Here is a 15,100-nt window from a genome sequence, read left to right on the forward strand (position 1 = left end):
GCCCGGTTACATTCCGAACCCGGAAGCTAAGCCTTACAGCGCCGATGGTACTGCAGGGGGGACCCTGTGGGAGAGTAGGACACCGCCGAACAATCTTTGGAAGGACCCCTGGTCACCAGCGTACAGCTGGGACCAGGGGTCCTTTTTGCGTTCTGAAACAAATACAGCCCGAAGCGCGCCGCTTAGTCGGCTGCGCGAGAATGACTTGCGGTACCGATGACAGGAGTCACCACCATGTCCACCAACTCTCCCGACGACCGACCGGAGCGCGATCAGCGGCGACGGGACAGTGGTGACCGCGGCGACCGCAGCGATCGTGGCGGTCAGCGCGGGGACCGTGGCGGCTTCCGTCGCGACGACCGCGACCGTGGCGGATTCCGCCGTGACGACCGTGGTGGGTTCCGCCGCGACGACCGGCGTGACGACAGGCGCGATGACCGGCGCGGAGACGACCGTCGTGGCGATGACCGTCGTAGCGACGATCGCGGTGACCGTCCGGCCTTCCGTCGCGATGACAACCGTGGTGGGGGCGGCGGCGGTTACGGCCGGCGTGACGACCGGGACCGTGGTCCGCGCCGTGACGACGGGGCGCCTCGCGGTGGGTTCCGTCGGGACGACCGCCGCGATGACAGGCGCGACGACCGCCGTGACGACCGACGGGACGACCGCGGCGCGCGGGGCGACCGTCCCACCTTCCGGCGTGACGACAACCGTGGTGCGGGCGGCGGCGGGGGCTACGGCCGCCGCGACGACCGCCGGGTGGACGAGCGTCGCGGCGACGATCGCGGCCCTCGCGGCGGCTTCCGCCGTGACGACCGTGGTGGGTTCCGCCGCGACGAACGGCGTGACGACCGGCGGGATGACCGGCGCGACGATCGTCGTGACGACCGCCGCAGCGACGACCGCCGTTATGACCGGCGCGACGTACGCCGCGACGACCGGCGGGATGACCGCCGTGACGACCGGCGCACCGACGACCGGGGGCCTCGCCCCGGTTTCCGGCGTGACGACAACCGTGGCGAGCGCGGTGGCTTCCGGCGGGACGACAACCGCGGTGAGCGGGGCGGGTTCCGTCGGGACGAGGGTGACCGCGGTGGGTTCCGCGGCCGGGACGACCGCGGTGGGCGCCCGGGTGGGTTCCGTGGACGGGACGACCGGCGCGACGACCGTCGGGACGACCGGCGTGGCGGCGGCGGTGGCCGGTTCCGTGACGAGCGGGACCGCGACCGCGAGCCGATCAAGCGGCTGCCCATCCCGGAGGACGTGACCGGCGACGAGATCGACAAGGACGTGCGGCAGGAACTGCAGAGCCTGCCGAAGACGCTCGCCGAGGACGTCGCCAAGAACCTGGTGATGGTCGCGCGGCTCATCGACGAGGACCCCGAGGGCGCCTACGGCTACTCCAGGGTCGCCCTGCGCCTGGCCTCGCGGGTCGCCGCCGTACGGGAGGCTGCCGGTTTCGCGGCGTACGCCACCCAGAAGTACGGCGAGGCGCTCGCCGAGTTCCGGGCGGCGCGGCGGATGACGGGCAGCGCGGAGCTGTGGCCCGTCATGGCCGACTGCGAGCGTGGGCTCGGCCGGCCCGAGAAGGCGCTGGACATGGCCGGGGCCCCCGACGTGCACAAGCTCGACAAGGCCGGGCAGGTCGAGATGCGGCTCGTCGCGGCCGGTGCCCGGCGTGACATGGGGCAGCTCGACGCGGCGATCGTGACGCTGCAGAGCCCGGAGCTGGCGTCCAACTCGGTCCAGCCCTGGACCGCGCGGCTGCGGTACGCGTACGCCGACGCGCTCCTCGCGGCCGGTCGCAGCGACGAGGCGCGGGAGTGGTTCGCGAAGGCCGTCGAGTCGGACCGGGACGGCAGCACGGACGCCTCGGACCGGCTCGCCGAACTGGACGGCGTGGAGTTCGTCGACGCGCTCGACGAGAACGACGTCGCCGACGACGAGACCGAGGCCGGGGACGCGGATGCCTCCGGCGAGAGCCGTGACGCGACTGAGGACTGACCTCCGCGGTGCGTGAGGTGACGTGAGGAGGGGCGGGACCCAAGAGGTCCCGCCCCCCTTTTTTTTTGTGTATGTGCCGGGCGTCAGACGTCCAGGGCCCGCAGTACCAGGCCCGAGGCCGGCTTCGGGCCGAACGACGTCGACTTGCGGGGCATCGTCACGCCCTGGCGGGCCAGGTCGCGGACGACGTCCTCGCGGACCGGGTGCATCAGGACGGCCGTACCGCCGTCGCGTTCCGCCTTGCGGACCGTGGCCGCCGTGTCGTGGATGTAGGCGATGTGCGCCGGGGAGTCCTCGGGGATGTGCCAGACATGGTCGAGGAGCGCGGCGTGCAGGACGGTCGCGTCGAGGGTGCGCCAGGCTTCCGGGCGATCGGCGGGGACCGTGCGGGCCAGCAGGTCCGGGTCCGGCCGGTCCACGAGGTGGAAGGCGCCGTCGCCCGCCAGCAGGAACGCGTTGCCGCTCCCGGCCGCCTCGGCCAGGACCGCCATCGCGTCGGGCAGCGGCGCGTCCAGGCGGCGGACCCGGAACAGGCCGTCGAGGGCGGCCAGCGCGTCCGCGACCGGCAGGCCGTGCAGGAGGCGGTGGATGGCGCGGACCCGCAACGGATAGCGGGACGTGTCGACCAGCAGGACCAGGCCGTGGTCCCAGGGGCCGGGCGAGGCGTGCTCGGCGCGCAGCCGGCGGTAGGTCGCCCAGCGGTGGTGGCCGTCGGCGATCAGGGCCTGGTGCCGGGCGAGGTCGGCCTGGACGGTCGCCACCTCGGCGGGGTCGGTGACCGACCAGAGGCGGTGGTGGTATCCGTCCTCGGTGGTCGTGGCGAGCAGCGGAGGCCGCTCGGCGGTCCGCTCGATCAGCCCGGCAGTGGCGGCGCCGTCGCCGCGGTACGTCAGCAGCAGCGGCTCCAGGTTCGCGAAGGTGGCCCGCATCAGGTCCGCGCGGTCGGCGACGACGTGCGGCATGACGTCCTCGTGCGGCAGCACCACCAGGTCGGCCGGGTCGGTGACGCGCAGCGTGCCGATGATGCCGCGCTGGACCAGACCGTCGCCGTCGCTCTGTTCGTAGACGTACAGGCCGGGCTCGGGGTCCGTGGTGAGGATGCCCTCGGAGCGCCAGCGGCGCAGGGTGTCCGCCGCCTGCTCCTTGCGGGCCGTGGCCGTGTCGGCCTGGGGGAGGATCAGCCGGACGATGTTGTGCGGGTCGGCGCTCTGAAGGTGGTGCAGGCCGTCCGGGCGGACGACGACGTCGTAGGGCGGGGATGTCACGGCGGCGAGACTGCCGACCCGGTCGGGGTCGTAGCGCAGGCCTCGGAACGGGGTGAGTTCCAGGCCTCGGCGCGTCGTTGCTTCCGAGTGACCTGCTGTGTCCATCCCGGCATCGTACGTGTGTCAGTGGCATGCGGGATGATCGGGGGAAAGGCGAGCGAACGAGGAGCGATGCGTGATGAGCCAGAGCGTCAGGACGAGGCCCGAGGCCAGTGGGCAGGCCCTGAGCGAGGCGTACGACACGGCGCTGCTCGACCTGGACGGCGTGGTGTACGCGGGGGGCAGCGCGATCGCTCACGCCGTCGAGTCGCTCGCGGCGGCGCGCGCCGGCGGCATGCATCTGGCGTACGTCACGAACAACGCGCTGCGGACGCCGGACGCGGTCGCCGCGCACCTCACGGAGCTGGGCATACCGACGGGCGCCGACGATGTCATCACGTCGGCGCAGGCGGTCGCCCGGCTGATCGCGGAGCAGGTGCCCGCGGGGGCGCGCGTGCTGGTCATCGGCGGTGAAGGGCTGCGGGTGGCGTTGCGGGAGCGTGGCCTCGTGCCCGTGGATTCGGCGGACGACGATCCGGCGGCGGTGGTGCAGGGGTTCGGCGGCCCCGAGCTGCCGTGGGGGCGGTTCGCGGAGGCCTGTTACGCCATCGCGCGCGGGGTGCCGTGGTTCGCGTCCAACACCGACCTGACGATTCCGGGCGCGCGGGGGATCGCGCCGGGCAACGGCGCGGCGGTGGAGGTCGTCCGGATCGCGACCGGCGCCGAGCCGCAGGTGGCGGGCAAGCCGCTGCCTCCGATGCACCGGGAGACCATCCTGCGCACGGGGGCGCGGCGCCCGCTGGTGGTCGGGGACCGGCTGGACACGGACATCGAGGGTGCGTTCAACGGCGGCGTCGACTCGCTGCTCGTGCTGACGGGAGTGACGGACGGCGCGCAGCTGCTGGCCGCGCCGCCGCGGCACCGGCCGACGTACGTCAACACCGATCTGCGCGGTCTGCTCGCCGGGCAGCCGGAAGTGTCCGCCGTGGAGGGCGGGTTCCGGTGCGGTGGCTGGACGGCGCGGGTCGACGCCGAGCGGCTGGAACTGGATGGTGACGGCACCGCGGAGGACGGGCTGCGGGCCCTGTGCGCGGCGGCCTGGACGGCGGCCGGGGACGGTGTGTGCGGGCTCGACGCGGGCAAGGCGCTGGCGCGGCTCGGGATGTGAGCGGGCGTCAGATGGCGGACCTGCCCCCAGGGGCAACGGCGGCCTTGAGCTGGGCGGCGGTGCGGTCGACCGGCCTGGGGGCGCCGTCGGCCGTACGGCGCACACCTCGGGAGCGTGATCGCTTGCGAGGGTAGGCTAACCTAACTGCGTGTTGGTCGACAGTCCTCCCGAACAGCGCGCGGAGACCGCCCCCGCGCCCCCAACCCGCCGGGCGATACGTTCCTTCGGGTTGCTCCTCTCCGTCCTGATCCTGATGCTCGTTGCGGTGGCGAGCATCGCGGTCGGCGCGAAGGAGCTGACCCTGGAACAGGTCTGGCACGGCTTGTTCGAGAGCTCCGGCACGTACGGCGACGTCGTCGTCGACGAGCGGCTGGCGCGCACCCTCCTCGGACTGCTCGCCGGCGCCGCCCTCGGCCTGGCCGGTGCCGTGCTCCAGGCGCTCACCCGGAACCCGCTGGCCGACCCCGGACTGCTCGGCATCAACGCCGGCGCCTCCGCCGCGGTCGTCACCGCCATCACGTACTTCGGCGTCACGAGCCTGAGCGGCTATGTGTGGTTCGCTTTCCTCGGCGCCGCCGCCGTGGGCGCGCTCGTGTGGTTCCTGGGCGGCAGCCGCGGCGCCACCCCGGTGCGGCTCGCGCTCGCCGGCACGGCCATCAGCGCCGCGCTGTACGGCTATCTCCAGGCCGTGATGATCATGGACAGCGCGGCGCTCGGGAAGATGCGCTTCTGGACGGTGGGTTCCCTGTCCTCGGCGACCGACGCGACCATCGGCCAGGTGCTGCCCTTCCTCGCGGTCGGCACGGTCCTGGCCCTCTCGCTGGCCCGGCCGCTCAACGCCATGGCCATGGGCGACGACACCGCCAAGGCCCTCGGAGCGAGCCTGAACCGCACCCGCGTGCTGTCCATGCTGGCCGCGACCGTGCTGTGCGGGGCCGCGACCGCCGCGTGCGGGCCCATCGTGTTCGTCGGGCTGATGGTGCCGCACGTCGTGCGCTCCTTCACCGGCCCCGACCTGCGCTGGATCCTGCCGTACGCCACGATCCTGTCGCCCGTGCTGCTGCTCGGCGCCGATGTCCTCGGGCGGATCGTGGCCCGGCCCTCGGAGCTCCAGGTCGGCATCGTGACCGCGATCCTCGGCGGACCGGTCTTCATTCTTCTGGTACGACGACGCAGGACGGCGCAGCTGTGAAGACCAACCGTGCGGTGCGCACCCCGGGCGGCCTGTCGGTCCGGCTCGACGTGCGCGCCCTGACCGTCGTCGTCCTGCTGCTGGTGGCCGCGCTCGCCGCGAGCGTCGTGCTGATCGGCACCGGCGACTTCCCCATCGGTGCCGCCGACGTGCTGCGGACGCTCGCCGGGCAGGGCAACGCGGGCCAGGAGTTCATCGTCAACGAACTGCGGCTGCCGCGCGTCCTGGTGGGGCTGCTGGTCGGCGCCTCGCTCGGGCTGGGCGGCGCGCTGTTCCAGTCCGTGTCCCGCAACCCGCTGGGCAGCCCGGACATCCTCGGCCTCGGCCAGGGCGCGACGGCCGGCGCGCTCACGACGATCGTGGTGTTCTCCGGCAGCGCCGCCCAGGTCACCCTCGGCGCGCTCCTGGGCGGCCTGGCGACCGGCTTCGCCATCTACGTGCTCGCCTGGAAGCAGGGCGTGCACGGCTACCGGCTGGTCCTCGTCGGCATCGGCGTGTCCGCGATCGTCACCGCGATCAACGGGTATCTGCTCACCAAGGCCGACCTGGTCGACGCGGCCCGCGCCGTCGTCTGGATGACCGGGTCCCTCAACGGCCGCGGCTGGGAACAGGTCTGGCCGCTGCTCGCGCTGTGCGCGGTGCTCGTGCCGTTGGTCCTCGCCAACGCGCGCGGCCTGCGCATGATGGAGATGGGCGACGACGTCTCGTACGCCCTCGGGGTGCGCGTGGAGCGGGTGCGGGCGCTGCTGATGGTCGCCGCCGTCCTGCTCACCGCCGCCGCCACGGCCGCCGCGGGCCCCGTCAGCTTCGTCGCGCTCACCGCGCCCCAGCTGGCCCGGCGCCTGACCCGCTCGCCCGGACCGAACCTGCTGCCGGCCATGTGCATGGGCGCCGCCCTCCTCGTCACCGCCGACTGGGCCTCCCAGCGGGCCTTCGGCGCCGACCAGCTGCCCGTGGGCGTGGTCACCGGCGTCGTCGGCGGCGTCTACCTGCTGTGGCTGCTGGTCACCGAGCGCAAGGCGGGCCGGATATGAAGGCGGGCCGGACATGAGCGTCGACAGCATCGCCGGCACCGGGCCGAACAACCGAAGGAGCACCGTGAACCGCCTGTCCGCCGAGAACGTCACCCTCGCCTACGACCAGCGCGTCATCGCCGAGCGGCTGTCGGTGGAGATACCCGACAACTCCTTCACGGTGATCGTCGGCCCCAACGCCTGCGGCAAGTCCACCCTGCTGCGCGCGCTGTCGCGGATGCTGCGGCCCAGCGAGGGCCGGGTGCTGCTCGACGGGCAGGTCATCCAGTCGATGCCGGCGAAGAAGGTGGCCCGCACCCTCGGCCTGCTGCCGCAGTCCTCCATCGCGCCCGACGGCATCACCGTCGCCGACCTCGTCGGCCGGGGCCGCTACCCGCACCAGGGCATCCTGCGCCAGTGGTCCACCGAGGACGAGCGCGTCGTCCAGGAGTCGATGGCGCAGACCGGCGTCGCCGAACTCGCCGACCGCTACGTCGACGAGCTGTCCGGCGGTCAGCGCCAGCGCGTGTGGATCGCCATGGCGCTCGCGCAGCAGACGCCGCTGCTGCTGCTCGACGAGCCGACGACCTACCTGGACATCCAGCACCAGATCGACGTCCTCGACCTGTGCGCCACGCTCCACGAGGAGCAGGGCCGCACCCTGGTCGCCGTGCTGCACGACCTCAACCACGCCGCCCGGTACGCCACCCACCTCGTCGCGCTGCGCGGCGGTCAGGTCGTCGCCCAGGGCCCGCCGAACGACATCGTCACGGCCGAGCTGGTCGAGGAGGTGTTCGGGCTGCGCTGCCAGGTCATCGACGACCCGGAGACGGGCACGCCGCTGGTGGTGCCCGCGGCGCGCAAGGCCCGCGCCGCCGCCGCGGGAGCCGCCTGAGCCGGGAGCCGCCTGAGCCGGAAAGTCGCCGCTACAGGAGCTTCCTGAGCCGGAACAGGTCGAACAGGCCCGCCTCCAGCCTCACCCGCCCCGAGCCCCACGCCTTGGCGAAGTGCAGCTCGCCGTCGACCAGTGCCACGAGGTCGTCGCCGGTCATGGTGAGGCGGATCTGCGCCCTGCTCGCGGGCGAGCCCTGGACCGTGTCGTCCACCACGATCCGGCCGTCCTCGAGACGGCCGACGAAGGTGACGTCCAGGTCGGTGACCCGGCAGCTCACGGTGCGGTCCAGGGCGGCGGCCTCGCGCACGTCGCCCTCGGCGCCGCCCATGCTGTCCGAAAGCTTCTCCAGTGCCGCGCGGCACTCCTCGATCGTCGCCATCGCGACCGACGGTACCGCAGCGCTTCGCGGTAGCGTCGGGGCATGAACGACGCAGTCCCGGAGCAGCAGACGCCACAGCGGCCGGGGGACGAGACGCCACCGCACCGGGACCCGGCGCACGAGACGGCACCGGATGCGGGCGGCCACGACCCCGCCGCCCCCGCCCCGCTGAACGTCCCGCGCACCCCCACCGGCAACGCCGACGTGGACGCCCGGCTGGAGCGGCTGGCCGACGCCGACCACCTCGCCACCGACGGCCACCTGGAGGTGTACGAGGATGTACACCGGGGGCTGCGCGACGCGCTCACCGCGCTCGACGCCCGCCCGGGACCTCCGGAGCCCCCATCGCCGTACCGAGAATCGCCGTACCGACAGGGGAGCTGAACCGAACGTGGCAGGAGTCGCACGCCGCCGTCTGGACGCGGAGCTGGTCCGCCGGAAGCTGGCGCGCTCGCGGGAGCACGCCGGCCAGCTGATCGCGGCCGGGCGCGTCACCGTCGGCAAGACCGTCGCGACCAAGCCCGCCACGCAGGTCGAGACCGCCGCCGCCATCGTCGTCGCCAAGGACGACAACGACCCCGACTACGTCTCGCGCGGCGGCCACAAGCTCGCCGGCGCGCTCGCCGCGTTCGTGCCGCGCGGCCTCGTCGTAGAGGGCCGCCGGGCGCTGGACGCCGGAGCCTCCACCGGCGGCTTCACCGACGTGCTGCTGCGGGCGGGCGCCCGGCACGTCGTCGCCGTCGACGTGGGGTACGGACAACTCGCCTGGTCCCTGCAGAGCGATGAACGCGTCACCGTCAAGGACCGTACGAACGTACGCGAATTGACGCTCGAGGCGATCGACGGGGAGCCGGTGGATCTTGTCGTGGGGGACCTGTCCTTCATCCCGCTCGGTCTGGTGCTGCCCGCCCTCGTGCGGTGCGTGACGCCGGACGCCGACCTGGTGATGATGGTCAAGCCGCAGTTCGAGGTGGGCAAGGAGCGGCTCGGCAGCGGCGGCGTCGTGCGCAGCCCGGAACTGCGCGCCGAGGCCGTGCGGGGGGTCGCCGCGCGCGCCCGCGAACTGGGGCTCGGAGTGTGCGGGGTCACCGCCTCTCCACTGCCCGGACCGTCGGGGAATGTCGAATACTTTCTGTGGCTGCGGGCCGGGGCTCCGGATCTGGACCCGGCCGACGTTGACCGTGCAGTGGCGGAGGGGCCGCGTTGACACAGAACCGGGCACGTACTGTTTTCCTGCTCGCCCACACGGGCCGGCCCGCGGCGATCCGCAGCGCCGAACTCGTCGTCAAGGGGCTGCTGCGCTCCGGGCTCGGCGTGCGGGTGCTGGAGGCCGAGGCGGTCGACCTGCCGCTGCCGGACGAGGTGGAGACCGTCACGGAGGCCACCCCGCAGTGCCTGGACGACTGCGAGCTGCTGATCGTGCTCGGCGGTGACGGCACGCTGCTGCGCGGCGCCGAGTTCGCCCGCGCCTCCGGAGTGCCGATGCTCGGCGTCAACCTGGGCCGGGTCGGGTTCCTCGCCGAGGCCGAGCGGGACGACCTGGACAAGGTCGTCGACCGGGTGGTGAGCCGGGCGTACGAGGTCGAGGAGCGGATGACCGTCGACGTCGTCGTGCACCGCAACGGCGACATCGTGCACACCGACTGGGCGCTGAACGAGGCGGCCGTGCAGAAGGTGTCCGCCGAGCGGATGCTGGAAGTGGTGCTGGAGATCGACGGGCGGCCGGTGACGGGGTTCGGCTGCGACGGCATCGTGTGCGCGACGCCGACCGGGTCGACGGCGTACGCGTTCTCCGCGGGCGGGCCCGTGGTGTGGCCGGAGGTGGAGGCGCTGCTGATGGTGCCGATCTCGGCGCACGCGCTGTTCGCGAAGCCGCTGGTGACGTCCCCGGACTCGGTGCTGGCGGTCGAGGTCCTGCCGCACGTCCCGCCGGGCGTGCTGTGGTGCGACGGCCGGCGGACCGTGGAGCTGCCGCCGGGGGCGCGGGTGGAGGTGCGGCGGGGAGCCGTGCCGGTGCGGCTGGCCCGGCTGCACCACGCGTCGTTCACGGACCGCCTGGTGGCGAAGTTCGCGCTGCCGGTCTCGGGGTGGCGCGGGGCACCGCACTAGTTCGGCGTGGGGCGCCGCGCTGGTCCGGCGTGGGGCGCCGCGTTGGTTCGTGTCCGCGACGTGATGTTCTTGTGTACGGCGGCCCCTTTCGGGCGTTGCCACCCCCTCGGGTGACATCGAGGGCCGGGGGCCGTCGCCATCGTCGCCCGCGACCTCGTATGGTCGTGTCCGTGTTGGAGGAGATGCGGATACGGTCGCTCGGAGTCATCGACGACGCTGTTGTCGAGCTGTCGCCCGGCTTCACCGCCGTCACCGGCGAGACGGGTGCGGGCAAGACCATGGTGGTCACCAGCCTCGGACTGCTGCTCGGTGGGCGCGCGGACCCGGCGCTCGTGCGGATCGGCGCCGGGAAGGCGGTCGTGGAGGGGCGGATCACCGTTCCCGCGGACGCCGCCGTCGCCGTACGCGCCGAGGAGGCCGGGGCCGAGCTGGACGACGGGGCGCTGCTGCTCAGCCGTACTGTTTCCGCCGAGGGGCGGTCGCGGGCGCACCTGGGCGGGCGCAGCGTGCCCGTGGGCGTGCTGGCCGAGCTGGCCGACGAACTGGTGGCGGTGCACGGGCAGACCGACCAGCAGGGGCTGCTGAAGCAGTCCCGGCAGCGGCAGGCGCTCGACCGGTACGCCGGGGACGCCGTCGCCGTGCCGCTCGCCAAGTACACCGAGGCGTACAAGCGGCTGAGGGCCGTCTCCGCCGAGCTCGACGAGATCACCACGCGTGCGCGTGAGCGGGCCCAGGAGGCCGACATGCTCCGCTACGGGCTGGAGGAGATCTCGGCCGTCGAGCCGCGCGCCGGTGAGGACGTGGAGCTCGCGGAGGAGGCCGAGCGGCTCGGGCACGCCGAGGCGCTGGCGTCGGCGGCGACCGCCGCGCACGCCGCGCTCGCGGGCAACCCCGAGGACCCCGAGGGCGTCGACGCGAGCACGCTCGTCGCGGGCGCCCAGCGGGCCCTGGACGCCGTGCGGTCGCACGACCCGGCGCTGGCCGCGCTCGCCGACCGGATCAGCGAGGTCGGGATCCTGCTGCGGGACGTCGCCGGGGAACTCGCCGGGTACTCCGACGACCTGGACGCCGATCCGCTGCGGCTGGCGGCCGTGGAGGAGCGGCGGGCCGCGCTCACCGCTCTGACGCGCAAGTACGGCGAGGACGTCGCCGCCGTGCTGGCCTGGGCCGAGCGGAGCGCCCAGCGGCTCACCGAACTGGACGGCGACGACGAGCGGATCGGTGAGCTGACCGCCGAACGGGACGCGCTCCGGGCCGAACTGGGCGGTCTCGCGCAGGCGCTGACGGACGCGCGGACGGACGCCGCCGAGCGGTTCGCCGCCGCCGTCACCGCCGAGCTGGCGTCGCTCGCGATGCCGCACGCGCGCGTGTCCTTCGACATCCGGCAGACCGAGGACCCGGAGGGCGTCGAGGTCGGCGGCCGTCCGGTGGCGTACGGGCCCACGGGCGCCGACGAGGTCGAGCTGCTCCTCGCGCCGCACCCGGGCGCGCCGCCCAGGCCCATCGCCAAGGGCGCCTCGGGCGGTGAGCTGTCCCGCGTGATGCTCGCCGTCGAGGTGGTCTTCGCGGGGACCGACCCCGTACCGACGTACCTCTTCGACGAGGTCGACGCGGGCGTCGGCGGCAAGGCGGCCGTCGAGATCGGCCGGCGGCTCGCGCGCCTGGCGAAGACCGCCCAGGTCGTCGTCGTGACCCACCTGCCGCAGGTGGCGGCGTTCGCCGACCGGCAGCTGCTGGTGGAGAAGACCAACGACGGCTCCGTGACCCGGTCCGGCGTGAAGGTCCTCGAAGGCGAGGAACGCATCCGGGAACTGTCCAGGATGCTGGCCGGCCAGGAGGACTCGGAGACGGCCCGAGCCCATGCGGAGGAACTCCTGGAGACGGCCCGCGCGGATCTCTGACGGCCGGCGCGCGGTCTGCCGGCGTGTGCGGCGAGGCTCGTGGCGGCGGCCCTTCGGTGGGACGAGTGTGCGCCGGACGGCTCGGGCACAGGTGCGGTTGAGTCACTCGTACGAGTGAGGCGGGGTGGCGCGGCGGACGGCCGTCGCGCACCCGGCGTTCCCGGAACACGCGTGCGTGCTGGCATCCTTGGGGGTGTCACCAGACGCATCGTGCCGTGCACCCCGCGTGCCCGATCCTTCTGTACTTTCTTCGTGACCGCCCGACCCCGAACCAGGAGCCCCGGCCACGTGACCCCCGTGAGCAGCCCCTCGCCGCACGGCCAGTCGCCGCTGCGCACCGTGCAGGTGCTGGGCGGAGGCAACGCCGGCAGCAGCGCCCACGTGCGCTCCCTGGCCGCGGGGCTCGTCGCACGGGGCGTGAAAGTCACGGTGTGCGCCCCCGTCGAGGCCGAACGCACCTACGACTTCGCCGGCGTCGGCGCCGACCACGTCCACGTGCCCCGCAGCAGCGACCCGGCGTCCGTGACCGCGCTGCGGGCCGCCTGCGCCGACGCCGACCTGGTGCACGCGCACGGGCTGCATGCCTCCTTCCGCACCGCGCTCGCCCTCGGCGGACGGCACGTCCCCTTCGTCGTCACCTGGCACAACCGCGCCCACGCCGAGGGCGCCCGCGCCCATCTGCTGCGCCTGCTGGAGCGGCGCGTCGCCAAAACCGCCACCGTCGTCCTCGGCACCACCTCGTACCTCGTCGACCTGGCGCGCCGGACCGGCGCCCGTGACGCCCGGCTGGCCGCCGTCGGCCTGCCCCGCCCCCGCGACACCGACGACTGCGACGACCCGGAGGAGCGGCGCGCCAAGGTCCGGGCCGAAGTCGGCGCCATGGGCCGCCCGTTGCTGATGGCCGTCGGCGCCCTCGACGGGCACCGGGGCCACGACGTCCTGCTCGACGCCGCGCGCACCTGGCGCCGGCTCGACCCGCCGCCGCTCGTCGCGATCGCGGGGGAGGGCCCGCTGCGCGGCGAGTTCCAGTGCCGCATCGCACGCGAGCAGCTGCCCGTCCGGCTCCTCGGGCGGCGCGACGACATCACCGACCTGCTCGCCGCCGCCGACCTCGCGCTGCTGCCCGGCAGCCGGGAATCCCGGTCCGTGCTCGCGCAGGAAGCCCTCCACGCGCGCGTACCGCTCGTCGCCGCCGACGCGGGCGGCATCCGCGAACTCGTCGGCGACGCCGCCGAACTCGTCCCGTACGGCAAGCCGCAGGCGCTGGCCCAGGCCGTCGTCCGACTCCTCGACGACCCCGCGCGCCGCGAAGTGCTCGGCGACAAAGGGGCCCGGCAGGCGGCGACTTGGCCGACCGAGGACGAGACGATCGCCCAAGTGCTCAGCGTGTACGACGAGTTGACGCAGCCCCGGCCGCTGATCTGAGCAACCCGCCCGCTCCCGCCCCGGACCCGTTCACGCCCGCCGCTGCGCCACGTGCCGGCGGGCCCGCAGCGCCAGGCTCAGGGCCAGGACCGTCTGCGGGTCCTCCAGGTCGGTGCCGAGCAACTCGCCGATGCGGGCCAGCCGGTTGTAGAGCGTCTGCCGGTTCAGATGCAGCTCCCGCGCCGTCTCCGCCTTGCGGCCCGCGTGCGCGAGGTACGTCTCCAGCGTGGGCAGCAACGGCGGCTTCGAGCGGTGGTCGTGGTCGCGGAGCGGGCCGATCGCCCGGTCCACGAACGCCGCCAGGTCCGGATGGTCGCGCAGCCGCCACAGCAGCAGGTCGATGTCCAGCCGCCGGGCGTCGTACCACGGCCGGTCCGGCAGTCCCTGTGCCGCGGTCGCCGTCTCGGCCGCGTGCCGCAGCCCCGCCGACGCCGCGGCCCAGCCGCCGGCCACCCCGACGACCACGACGGGCGGCTGCGCCCCCGGACGCCGCATCCCGGCGCGCTCCACCCCCGCCCGCAGCGCCGCGGCCACCCGGTCGGCGAGCGCCGGCCGGTCCGACTCCGACCGCAGGCCCAGCAGCAGCGGCACCCGGCCCTCCACCGGCCGCACACCCAGCAGCACCGGCACACCCACCGACGCCAGCTCCTCCGCCACCGCCCGCGCCAGCACCGCCCAGCCACCGCCCGGATGCAGGGCGTCGCCGAGCCGCATCACCACCGGCAGCAGCGGACCGTCACCCGGCCTGAACCCCAGCACCCGCGCCTGCGCCGGCGCCTCCTCCGCCGGGACACGGCCCTCCGCGAGGTCGGTCAGGAAGTCGCCGCGCCCCCGCGCCGCCAGCTCCTCCTCCTGGCGGGCCTGCATCAGCACCACGGCGAGGATGCCCGCCGCCCGCTCGGCCGCCATCCGGTGCACCGGCGCGAGCGGCGACCGCACCGGCAGCAGCACCAGGCGCGCCCGCACCGCACCGGCGCCAGGCCCGCCGCCGGGCACGTCCACCAGCACCGAACCCGCGGGCGGCGGCACGTCCTTGTGCTGGCCGCGCAGCCCCTCCCACACCTGCAAGGGCTCCGCGCCCTCGGGCCCGGCCCCGGCGGCGTACAGGAGTTGACCGTCCGTCGTCTCCAGGAAGACCGGGTTGTCGCTGAAGTCGGCCAGAATGCCGAGCACTTGGGGCACTCCGCCGCCGTCCAGCAGGGCCCGGGTGCAGCGCCGGTGCACCTCCTCGGCGCGCTGGAGCAGCGCGTAGTGCCCGTTGACGATCTCGGTGTGGATCTCCTCGGTGACCGTCACGAACGGCACCTCGCGGTGCAGTTGGACCAGCGGCAGCCCCGTCGCCCGCGCCGTGTCGACGAGAGCGGCGGGCAGCCGCGTGAAGCGGGGGCCCAGCTCCACCACGAGGGCGGCGATGCCCCGCTCGGCCAGCGTGCGCACGAACGCCCGCTGGTCGGCGGGGCGGGTGCCGAGCCCGTAGCCCGTGGTCAGCAGCAGTTCGCCGCCCTTCAGCAGCGAGGCGATGTTGGGCACCTCGCCCGCGTGCACCCAGCGCACCGTCCTGCCCAGCCGGTCGCCGCCCGCGACGACCTCGGGGAGCCCGCTGCGCAGTCCGGGCAGCTCCAGTGCCCGCCGCACGGTGATCCCGGCGCCGTGGGTGTCGAATCCGCCGTCCCTGCCGCTGTCCCTGCCGCTGTCCATGGGCCGGACGCT

General features: G+C 74.2%; 14 protein-coding genes and 1 rRNA gene. 12 read left to right on the plus strand and 3 right to left on the minus strand.

Annotated elements, in window-relative coordinates; genetic code table 11:
* The 3 genes from rrf to ACZ7D7_RS31690 all read left to right on the plus strand — a co-directional run.
* A 5S ribosomal RNA gene (gene rrf, locus ACZ7D7_RS31680) occupies positions 1-91 on the plus strand; the annotation flags it as partial.
* Positions 92-382: 291 nt separating this feature from the next.
* Complete coding sequence (locus ACZ7D7_RS31685; RefSeq protein WP_470828988.1) at positions 383-1,267, plus strand: hypothetical protein; 885 nt, start codon at positions 383-385, stop codon at positions 1,265-1,267.
* Complete coding sequence (locus tag ACZ7D7_RS31690) at positions 1,246-2,004, plus strand: tetratricopeptide repeat protein (protein ID WP_470828980.1); 759 nt, start codon at positions 1,246-1,248, stop codon at positions 2,002-2,004. The genes ACZ7D7_RS31685 and ACZ7D7_RS31690 overlap by 22 nt, the downstream gene beginning before the upstream one ends.
* An 83-nt stretch (positions 2,005-2,087) precedes the next feature.
* On the opposite strand, the gene ACZ7D7_RS31695 is transcribed toward ACZ7D7_RS31690, so the two are convergent.
* A complete protein-coding gene (locus ACZ7D7_RS31695; RefSeq protein WP_470828813.1) occupies positions 2,088-3,374 on the minus strand; it encodes a DUF1015 domain-containing protein in 1,287 nt (428 codons plus the stop codon).
* Between the two features lie 73 nt (positions 3,375-3,447).
* Between ACZ7D7_RS31695 and ACZ7D7_RS31700 the strand changes: the two genes are divergently transcribed.
* The 4 genes from ACZ7D7_RS31700 to ACZ7D7_RS31715 all read left to right on the plus strand — a co-directional run bounded on the left by ACZ7D7_RS31700 (position 3,448) and on the right by ACZ7D7_RS31715 (position 7,576).
* Entirely contained in the window at positions 3,448-4,476 is a 1,029-nt protein-coding gene (locus ACZ7D7_RS31700) for an HAD-IIA family hydrolase (protein WP_470828814.1), read from the plus strand.
* Between the two features lie 148 nt (positions 4,477-4,624).
* Positions 4,625-5,668, plus strand: coding sequence for a FecCD family ABC transporter permease (locus tag ACZ7D7_RS31705; RefSeq protein WP_470828815.1), 1,044 nt, complete (start codon positions 4,625-4,627; stop codon positions 5,666-5,668).
* On the plus strand, positions 5,665-6,702 hold the full coding sequence (locus tag ACZ7D7_RS31710) for a FecCD family ABC transporter permease (protein ID WP_470828817.1): 1,038 nt from the start codon (positions 5,665-5,667) through the stop codon (positions 6,700-6,702). The genes ACZ7D7_RS31705 and ACZ7D7_RS31710 overlap by 4 nt, the downstream gene beginning before the upstream one ends.
* 13 nt (positions 6,703-6,715) lie before the next feature.
* Positions 6,716-7,576 carry an ABC transporter ATP-binding protein gene (locus tag ACZ7D7_RS31715; protein WP_470828818.1) on the plus strand — a complete coding sequence of 287 codons (861 nt, stop codon included), beginning with the start codon at positions 6,716-6,718 and terminating at the stop codon, positions 7,574-7,576.
* A 31-nt stretch (positions 7,577-7,607) separates the two neighbouring features.
* Here the strand turns inward: ACZ7D7_RS31715 and ACZ7D7_RS31720 are convergent, their stop codons facing one another.
* A complete protein-coding gene (locus ACZ7D7_RS31720) occupies positions 7,608-7,955 on the minus strand; it encodes an SCP2 sterol-binding domain-containing protein (RefSeq protein WP_470828819.1) in 348 nt (115 codons plus the stop codon).
* 42 nt (positions 7,956-7,997) lie between these two features.
* On the opposite strand from ACZ7D7_RS31720, the gene ACZ7D7_RS31725 reads away from it, so the two are divergent.
* The 5 genes from ACZ7D7_RS31725 to ACZ7D7_RS31745 all read left to right on the plus strand — a co-directional run bounded on the left by ACZ7D7_RS31725 (position 7,998) and on the right by ACZ7D7_RS31745 (position 13,390).
* Positions 7,998-8,339, plus strand: coding sequence for a hypothetical protein (locus ACZ7D7_RS31725; protein WP_470828820.1), 342 nt, complete (start codon positions 7,998-8,000; stop codon positions 8,337-8,339).
* A gap of 7 nt (positions 8,340-8,346) precedes the next feature.
* Entirely contained in the window at positions 8,347-9,162 is an 816-nt protein-coding gene (locus ACZ7D7_RS31730) for a TlyA family RNA methyltransferase (protein WP_470828821.1), read from the plus strand.
* The gene (locus ACZ7D7_RS31735) at positions 9,159-10,064 is read left to right on the plus strand and encodes an NAD kinase (protein WP_470828822.1); all 906 of its coding nucleotides are present in this window, start codon (positions 9,159-9,161) and stop codon (positions 10,062-10,064) included. Before ACZ7D7_RS31730 ends, ACZ7D7_RS31735 begins: the two co-directional genes overlap by 4 nt.
* Positions 10,065-10,222: 158 nt before the next feature.
* On the plus strand, positions 10,223-11,965 hold the full coding sequence (recN, locus tag ACZ7D7_RS31740) for a DNA repair protein RecN (protein WP_470828824.1): 1,743 nt from the start codon (positions 10,223-10,225) through the stop codon (positions 11,963-11,965).
* Between the two features lie 288 nt (positions 11,966-12,253).
* A complete protein-coding gene (locus ACZ7D7_RS31745; RefSeq protein WP_470828825.1) occupies positions 12,254-13,390 on the plus strand; it encodes a glycosyltransferase family 4 protein in 1,137 nt (378 codons plus the stop codon).
* Positions 13,391-13,420: 30 nt separating this feature from the next.
* Here the strand turns inward: ACZ7D7_RS31745 and ACZ7D7_RS31750 are convergent, their stop codons facing one another.
* The gene (locus ACZ7D7_RS31750) at positions 13,421-15,088 is read right to left on the minus strand and encodes a PucR family transcriptional regulator (protein ID WP_470828827.1); all 1,668 of its coding nucleotides are present in this window, start codon (positions 15,086-15,088) and stop codon (positions 13,421-13,423) included.
* Positions 15,089-15,100 lie beyond the last annotated feature (12 nt).

The organism is Streptomyces sp. NPDC037054 (assembly GCF_055606745.1).

Excerpts from the sequence above, each read along its gene's own strand:
- ACZ7D7_RS31725 (WP_470828820.1), top strand. The coding sequence starts at position 7,998 with ATGAACGACGCAGTCCCGGAGCAGCAGACGCCACAGCGGCCGGGGGAC.
- ACZ7D7_RS31750 (WP_470828827.1), bottom strand. The coding sequence starts at position 15,088 with ATGGACAGCGGCAGGGACAGCGGCAGGGACGGCGGATTCGACACCCAC.
- ACZ7D7_RS31695 (WP_470828813.1), bottom strand. The coding sequence starts at position 3,374 with ATGGACACAGCAGGTCACTCGGAAGCAACGACGCGCCGAGGCCTGGAA.
- ACZ7D7_RS31715 (WP_470828818.1), top strand. The coding sequence starts at position 6,716 with ATGAGCGTCGACAGCATCGCCGGCACCGGGCCGAACAACCGAAGGAGC.
- ACZ7D7_RS31700 (WP_470828814.1), top strand. The coding sequence starts at position 3,448 with ATGAGCCAGAGCGTCAGGACGAGGCCCGAGGCCAGTGGGCAGGCCCTG.
- ACZ7D7_RS31720 (WP_470828819.1), bottom strand. The coding sequence starts at position 7,955 with ATGGCGACGATCGAGGAGTGCCGCGCGGCACTGGAGAAGCTTTCGGAC.
- recN (WP_470828824.1), top strand. The coding sequence starts at position 10,223 with ATGGTCGTGTCCGTGTTGGAGGAGATGCGGATACGGTCGCTCGGAGTC.